Raw genomic sequence first — 7,166 nt, 5'->3', positions numbered from 1 at the left:
ATGGAGGGAGGAACTTTTTGCCATTTGCTCCAATCACTCTTATATCTTCTTGCATATTCACATAATTCTTTATTATTCGAATCTAGCACTTCTCCTAGAAGTTTAAGTAAATATATAATGCGTTCTTCATAGGCATCTCCTATAAAACGAACTTCATTTAAATGTTTAATAAAAGCTCTTTGTGATTCTAAAAGATCTTTTAGTCTTTGTTCCTTATTAGGAAACTTAGAGATTTTTAACTCTTTTCTTAATTGTGTATAGACTTCACCCATATAGCGATCTAAATTTTGTAATTTCCCACTTTCATCATTGCAAATTATCTTTTCTACTTCTGTAGTTGCTTTAGCACAATCAAAACTAGGTTTAGCTTCTTCTGGAGATTGGGCGTTAATGCCAACACTTAAAGTAACACAAATCCCTAAAACCATTAAAAACTTTTGCATAAGAACTCCTTTGATATAGAAATTAATTTTTTAGCTTAAATTTGTTGTTTTAATTGGCATTTATTTTCCTAATAATTTATTAAGTTTTTTATCTTCTGTAAAAGCTTGATAGAGCTTCTCATAAAGTATTTTATATACTTTTACTGCCTCATCAAATTCACCTAAATTTGCTTCATTAATCCGAGAATGTAGAATAAAATAGTTCCATTGTGCAATATTATAAGCCATAAAATCTATAACAATGCCTTTAGTAGTGCTTTCAAAAAAATTATTAAATAAATTGTAGTTAGATAAAAAATTTATTCTATTATATTTCTCTAAATAAGCGGCACCATAATAAAATTTTTCTACTCTTTGGTTAAAATTCCATTTTTTTTTATTAGCTTCACTATTTATCATTTTAAAAGCTAAAATAGCGATCGCTTCTAAATAAATTTGTTTTATGCAATAATTAGATTGAAAGTCTTCTTGTTTTCCTGTCCCAAATGGTACAATAAAATAGCATTGAAATATATTTCTATTGCTCATAACATCGTGATTAAAATATTTCAGTTCTTCTCTTTCATTTTGCCCCTCTTTTGTATCTTTTGGGATACTCTTTAGTATTGAAAAATAGAGCTTAGAATACAATCTATCAAGTTTTTGTAACTCCCCACTTTTATCATTGCAAATCATCTTTTCAACTTTTTTAGTTGCTTTAGCACAATTAAAGCTAGGTTTAGCTTCTTCTGGAGATTGAGCATTAATACTAATACTCAATATTAAGAAAAATCCTAAAACCATTAAAAACTTTTGCATAAGAACCTCCTTTAAAGCTTTAAAGAGAGAAAATTATAGCCCTAATGCATCTAAAATATAAAAGCAAATTCCAGCAAGTATTGCAGAAACAGGAACGGTAATAAGCCAAGCTGCCAAGATTTTGTTAATAGCAGATCTTTTTACAAGTTCTTCTTGATAAACCTTTTTTAATTGCTTTTGTCCGCTTTTTTTAAGCTCGGGTAATCCTTCTTGTTTTTGGAGTTTTTTTCGTTCTATGCTTTTTAAAATAGCAGCTTTCTTTTTTACAGAGGCTCTTCTAAAGCGTCCTAAAAATTCTTTTAAGCTTTGTGTATCTTTACCTTTATAAGAATCTAGGATTTTAATCTCCATTTCTTTGTAACGCTTTTTGAGATATTCACGCAAAAATCCTACACCAAATACAGCACCTACGGCAATATGGGTGGAACTAACAGGCATTCCAAGTTCTGAAGCAATAAGCACTGTAAGTGCTGCACTCATAGCAATGCAAAAAGCACGGATTTGATCAAGCTCTGTAATCTCACTTCCTACGGTTCTTATGAGTTTTGGCCCATAGAGTGCAAGCCCTATGGAGATACCAAGTCCTCCAAGTAGCATAATCCAAAATGGCACACTAGCCTTAGAGCCAACTTCTACCCCCTCTTTTAGAGCATCATTAATGGCAGCTAGTGGGCCAATAGCATTTGCCACATCATTTGCACCATGGGCAAAGCTAAGTAATGCGGCTGCAAAAATGAGAGGAATGGTAAAAAGTTTATTAATTTCTTCTTTTTTGTTTTCCATATTGCTAAGTGCTTTTTGGATAAGAGGACGCACGAAAATAAAAACAACAATTGCAATAACGATACTAAGCGCAAGTGCATAAATAGGTTCTAAAGAAAGAATTTTTTTAAGCCCTTTGTTAATAAGGTAAAGACTAAAAGCAAAGCTCATAAAAGCTATTAAAAAAGGGACAATTTTTCTTGCTGCTTCTTTTTTATTTTGTTTGTAGGTAATTGTGTTTTTGATAAAAAATAATAAAAGTGCTGCGATAATTCCACCAGCAAGAGGGGAGATAATCCAACTTGCTGCGATATTGCCTAGCTCCCCCCAATTTACTACGCTAAATCCACCAGCAGCAATTCCAGCACCCAATATTCCCCCTACAATAGAATGGGTTGTGGAAACAGGAGCACCAATTAATGTGGCAAAATGTAACCAAATTGCCCCAGAAATAAGTGCAGCAAGCATAAGAGTGATAAAATCTTCAATATTTTGAATATTTTGCATAGAAATAATTCCAGAACGCACTGTATCTACGACTTCTCCACCTGCGATGAGGGCTCCTGCTATCTCACAAGTTGCAGCTATGATGATAGCACCAAACATGGTTAGAGCTTTAGAGCCTACAGCAGGTCCTACATTGTTTGCAACATCATTAGCACCGATATTTAATGCCATATACCCGCCAATAATTGCGGTAAATCCTAGCAAAAGAGGGTTTGAAATTTCACTAGAATTCCACATAACCATTGTTACAATAACTAGAATAAAAAGCATAATTATACCAATTTTATGCACTTCTTTATAAAGAATATTAGAGGCTTTATCATAATTTAGATAGTCTTTTAAATGCATTCATTCTCCTTTTTGTTAAATTTATTCTATACTAAATAAAATAAATTTATCCTAATCTATTGATTTTTTGCATTTAAAATTATTATGGATAAGCTAGAGTAGTTTAATGAAGTCTTAAAGGGGATTGTTCCTTTAAGATTATTTAATGATATAGGCTTTGATGATTTTTTGTTCTTTTAGAGGTCTATCTTCGGAATTTGTTGGGGTGTATTCTATCTTTCTTAAAGTTTTAAAGCTTTCTTCTTGATTATCTTTACTGATTTCTCCAAAAATAGTATGCAATCCATTTAAATGAGGAGTTCTTGTGGTTGTGATGAAAAATTGGCTACCATTTGTATTAGCACCTGCATTAGCCATAGCTAAAATTCCTGCTCTATCAAACGCATAACCTTTTACAATCTCATCTTCAAAGTCTTTCCCCCAAATAGATTCACCGCCTCTTCCAGTTCCGGTTGGATCTCCTCCTTGAATCATAAATTTTCTAATTGTGCGGTGGAAGATAGTTCCATTGTAATAGCCATTGTTGATATGGGTTACAAAGTTTTCAACAGCTTTAGGAGCAACATCAGGAAATAAGGTAAGGGTAATCTTTCCTGCTGTAGTTTCAAGCACTGCTTGGATTTGTTTGTTATCTTTGGTTTCTGCTAAGCCCAATACGCTAAGAAACGCAAAAATGCAAGTAATTTTAAGCAAATAGTGAATTAACGCTTTCATTTTTATTGATTCTCCTTATAACTTCTGCAAAAAGTGGTGCTACACTTAAAACTTTAATCTTATCGCATTTTTTAGCAAGCGGAATGGTGTCTGTTACGATTACTTCATCAATGCTACTCTCTTGGATACGCTCATATGCTGGGCCACTAAATACCGCATGTGTGCCAAGAGCTATTACGCTTGTTGCACCTTTATTTTTAAAAGCATCTGCTGCTTTTACAATCGTTCCTGCAGTATCAATCATATCATCAATTAAAATAACATCTCTTCCTTCAACGCTTCCAATTACATTCATCACTTCAGATTCATTGGCTTTCTCTCGTCTTTTATCTACAATAACAATATCCAAGCCTAAAAGCTTTGCAAAATATCTAGCTCTTGCTACTCCACCTATATCAGGGCTTGCAACAATAGGGTTTTTAAGGTTTTTTGCTAGAATATGTTCTTTAAATACAATAGATCCATAAAGATTATCCACAGGAATATTGAAAAATCCTTGTATTTGTCCTGCATGTAAATCCATTGTGATGAGGCGACTAACCCCTGCAGTTTGTAGAATATCTGCTACAAGTTTGGCACTAATTGGCACACGCGGGGCAGCTTTTCTATCTTGTCTTGCATAGCCAAAATAAGGCATAATCACATTGGTAGAATTTGCTGAACTTCTTTTTAGCGCATCGCACATTATTAAAAGCTCCATTAAATTATCATTTGCAGGAGCACAAGTAGGTTGGATTACAAATACATCTTTACCTCTTACACTTTCACACAGCCTTACGCTAATCTCCCCATCGCTAAAGCGTGATATTTCGGCTTCTGTGAGCTCCACATCTAAATTTTGCGCCACTCTTTTTGAAAATTCTGGATGAGCGCTCCCAGTAAAAATTTTCACATCTTGCATTAAATGCCTTTGTTTTATAAAGTTAAAAGGCAATTATAGTCTTTTAAAACTTGAAAAAAATAAAATACATATCAAATTTGTGCTAAACTTCTAAAAAATTTTATTCTCTTAAGGGTTAATAATGGGAATTTTAGAATTTCTAAAAAGTGCAGATTGTGAAGAAATTGAGAAATTTTGCCAAAGGAGATTCCAAGAAAATTTATATTTTTTTCAAAATGATTATCCAAACTTATTTGAAGCTCTAAAAAGTGAGGCAAAAGAATACCAGCTTTATATTGGAAAAGAGGGTGTTAATATTCTTAATTTTAAGAATAACTCTTTTTTGTATAGCTTAGATGAGGCGGGTAAGTCTAGTATGCTTTTGGTGCATGAAAATTGCAGTTTTAATCCACTATTAAACCAACAATGGAAGAGAATTTTTGGATCGCGTGCTTGTTTTATGGGGGAAGAGTTTCCTTTTACTTCAAGATGGGTCAATGAAATTTTAGCTTATACTATGAATAATGGTTGGGTAGAATCATTTCATCTTTCTAATGACTTTTTGCCAAGTCTTAATTTATTTGGGCTTGGTGGAGGGATTTTTTTGCAAGTTTTGAATGAGAATTATGAGAGTTTTCATAGTTTTTTGATTTTTGAAGAATCGCTAGATTTGTTTAGGATTTCTTGCTTTTTTGTGGATTATCCTACGCTATTTTCTAAAACGCAAGATAGGGCAGGGTATATTTTCTTAGAAAGCTTAGTGAAAAAAGATTATGTGTATCATTATTTTCTATCGCGTAAAATTAGCACTTCTGTAATGCGTTTGGAGCTAAGCTTGTATCAAAGTCCTCTTAATATAAGTGCAAGAGAATTAGTGCATGAGTTGCATTCACAAAATTACAGAGGTTGGGGGAGTTTTGAAGATGAGATGAGAGGGATAGTTAATAAGCTTAGTGTAGAGATTACTAAAATGCTTATAGAACCCAAAAGGATTAATGCTCCTATTTGTGTGGTAGCAAATGGACCAAGTTTGGATTTTTTACTCCCTTTTATTAAAGAAAATCAAGAAAAAATGATTATTTTTAGTTGTGGAACAGCACTTAAACCTTTAAAAAAGGCAGGGATTATTCCAGATTTTCAAGTAGAGATTGAACGCCATGATTATTTAGAGGGTGTGTTAAAAGAAGCGCCTTTGGGCGATGTGCCACTTTTGTGTGCGAGTGTATTAGATAAAAAGGCAAAGGAGCTTGCAAAGGAGTTTTATTGTTTTGAACGAGCAGGTTCAAGTGCTGCAAACTTTAAAGCTCCTAAGTTTCAAATTCAATTTAGTGCGCCACTTGTAGGAAATGCAGGAGCTGCACTTGCAAGTTATTTAGGCAGTGATGTGATTTTATGTGGGCTTGATTGTGGATATAAAGAGGGCTCTACAAAACATGCTAAAAATTCCTATTATGGAGAAGAAGAAAAAAATAATCTCCCAAGTGATGCTTTTAGGGTAAGGGGGAATTTTAGTGATGATATTTATTCAGATGCACTCTATTCTCTTTCACGCACGAGTTTAGAGGAAGCTTTTAGTGCTTTAAAACCTTTTAATATTTTGAATTTAAATGATGGAGCTTTTATCAAAGGGGCAAGACCAACTCATTATGATGAATTTGATTTAAAAGAGATTGATAAAAAACAGCAAATTGAAAATCTAAAATCTCTCTTTAAAGATCCTAAAACTAGTGATTTTTATTCTAAGAATCCTCAAAGTCATGTATTTGAAGTTTTGGCTTTTAAAAATAGAATAGGGGATTTGTTTAAAGAAGAGGTTAAAAATAAAAAAGAACTCTTTATAAGAGTGGATAAGATTTCAGATGAAATTGCTAAAACTTCTAAAACTAATCCATTAGTGACGATTTTATTTAGTGGCTCATTAAGCCATTTTCTTTATCATATTGTGTTATCTTGTTTGCATTTACCACATAATAATATTGAACATATTTGGATTAAAGCACAAGAATTGTATAATAGTGGTTTTGAAGCAATGGTGGAATATTTTAATCAAGTGGTTAATGATATAAAAGTGGAACACTAATTGCTTAGTTATGTTTATCTTATGTCAAAAAAAGGATTGAAATGGCAACAAAAACTTCAGTTTCATTGGTTTTAGCAAGTGCATTGCTTAGTGCAAGTTTATTTGCAGTAGAGGCTACAACACAAACACAAGCTTCTGTGGCAAGTCCAGTAGGTAATGCAGGTTTTACAAATGCTTCTGTAGGAAGAAATTCTAATACTCCAGCAGGATTACAAGGAGTGGAAGTAGGTGGAGATGAGATTGTAATCCCAAATGCTCCTATGATTACACCTTCTAGCATTATTGAAATTAGTGCAGTAGGTATGGGTGTAGCACCAGAATCAACTGTTTCTCCTGCTCAAGCTTTAGCTTTAGCAAAAAGAGCGGCGATTGTAGATGCTTATAGGCAAATTGGTGAAAAAATGTATGGTATTAGAGTAAATGCTCAAGATACAGTAAGAGATATGATGCTTAAAAATTCAACCGTTAAAACTAAAGTAATGGCAGTAATTAGAAATGCTGAAATTATTGAAACAGTTTATAAAGATGGTTTGTGTCAAGTAAGTATGGAATTAAAACTTGATGGAAAAAGATGGTATCGTATCTTAACTGGCGAAAACTTCTAATTTACGCTTTAAAATTTTTAGGTGTTGCT

General features: G+C 33.0%; 6 protein-coding genes and 1 pseudogene. 2 read left to right on the top strand and 5 right to left on the bottom strand.

Features of this window, described 5'->3' with window-relative positions; translation table 11 throughout:
* The 5 genes from B6S12_RS05510 to B6S12_RS05490 all read right to left on the bottom strand — a co-directional run.
* Window positions 1-443, bottom strand: a 443-nt coding sequence (locus B6S12_RS05510) for a lysozyme inhibitor LprI family protein (RefSeq protein ID WP_425454659.1), incomplete at its 3' end; no start/stop codon positions are given.
* 60 nt (window positions 444-503) lie between these two features.
* Window positions 504-1,241 carry a lysozyme inhibitor LprI family protein gene (locus B6S12_RS05505; protein WP_111229805.1) on the bottom strand — a complete coding sequence of 246 codons (738 nt, stop codon included), beginning with the start codon at window positions 1,239-1,241 and terminating at the stop codon, window positions 504-506.
* A gap of 33 nt (window positions 1,242-1,274) precedes the next feature.
* Window positions 1,275-2,858, bottom strand: coding sequence for an inorganic phosphate transporter (locus B6S12_RS05500; protein ID WP_111229804.1), 1,584 nt, complete (start codon window positions 2,856-2,858; stop codon window positions 1,275-1,277).
* Window positions 2,859-2,996: 138 nt separating this feature from the next.
* Window positions 2,997-3,572: a peptidylprolyl isomerase gene (locus tag B6S12_RS05495; RefSeq protein WP_111229803.1), complete on the bottom strand. Its 576-nt coding sequence runs from the start codon at window positions 3,570-3,572 to the stop codon at window positions 2,997-2,999.
* Entirely contained in the window at window positions 3,544-4,473 is a 930-nt protein-coding gene (locus tag B6S12_RS05490) for a ribose-phosphate pyrophosphokinase (protein ID WP_111229802.1), read from the bottom strand. The genes B6S12_RS05495 and B6S12_RS05490 overlap by 29 nt, the downstream gene beginning before the upstream one ends.
* Before the next feature lie 121 nt (window positions 4,474-4,594).
* On the opposite strand from B6S12_RS05490, the gene B6S12_RS05485 reads away from it, so the two are divergent.
* Together B6S12_RS05485 and B6S12_RS11765 are read left to right on the top strand one after the other, a co-directional pair.
* The gene (locus B6S12_RS05485) at window positions 4,595-6,532 is read left to right on the top strand and encodes a motility associated factor glycosyltransferase family protein (protein WP_111229801.1); all 1,938 of its coding nucleotides are present in this window, start codon (window positions 4,595-4,597) and stop codon (window positions 6,530-6,532) included.
* Window positions 6,533-6,777: 245 nt separating this feature from the next.
* Window positions 6,778-7,137: pseudogene (locus B6S12_RS11765) on the top strand (LPP20 family lipoprotein); the annotation flags it as partial.
* Window positions 7,138-7,166: the final 29 nt, after the last annotated feature.

Source organism: Helicobacter valdiviensis, from assembly GCF_003245365.1.
GTDB lineage: Bacteria > Campylobacterota > Campylobacteria > Campylobacterales > Helicobacteraceae > Helicobacter_D > Helicobacter_D valdiviensis.
This window is presented reverse-complemented; position numbering and strand designations above follow the sequence as displayed.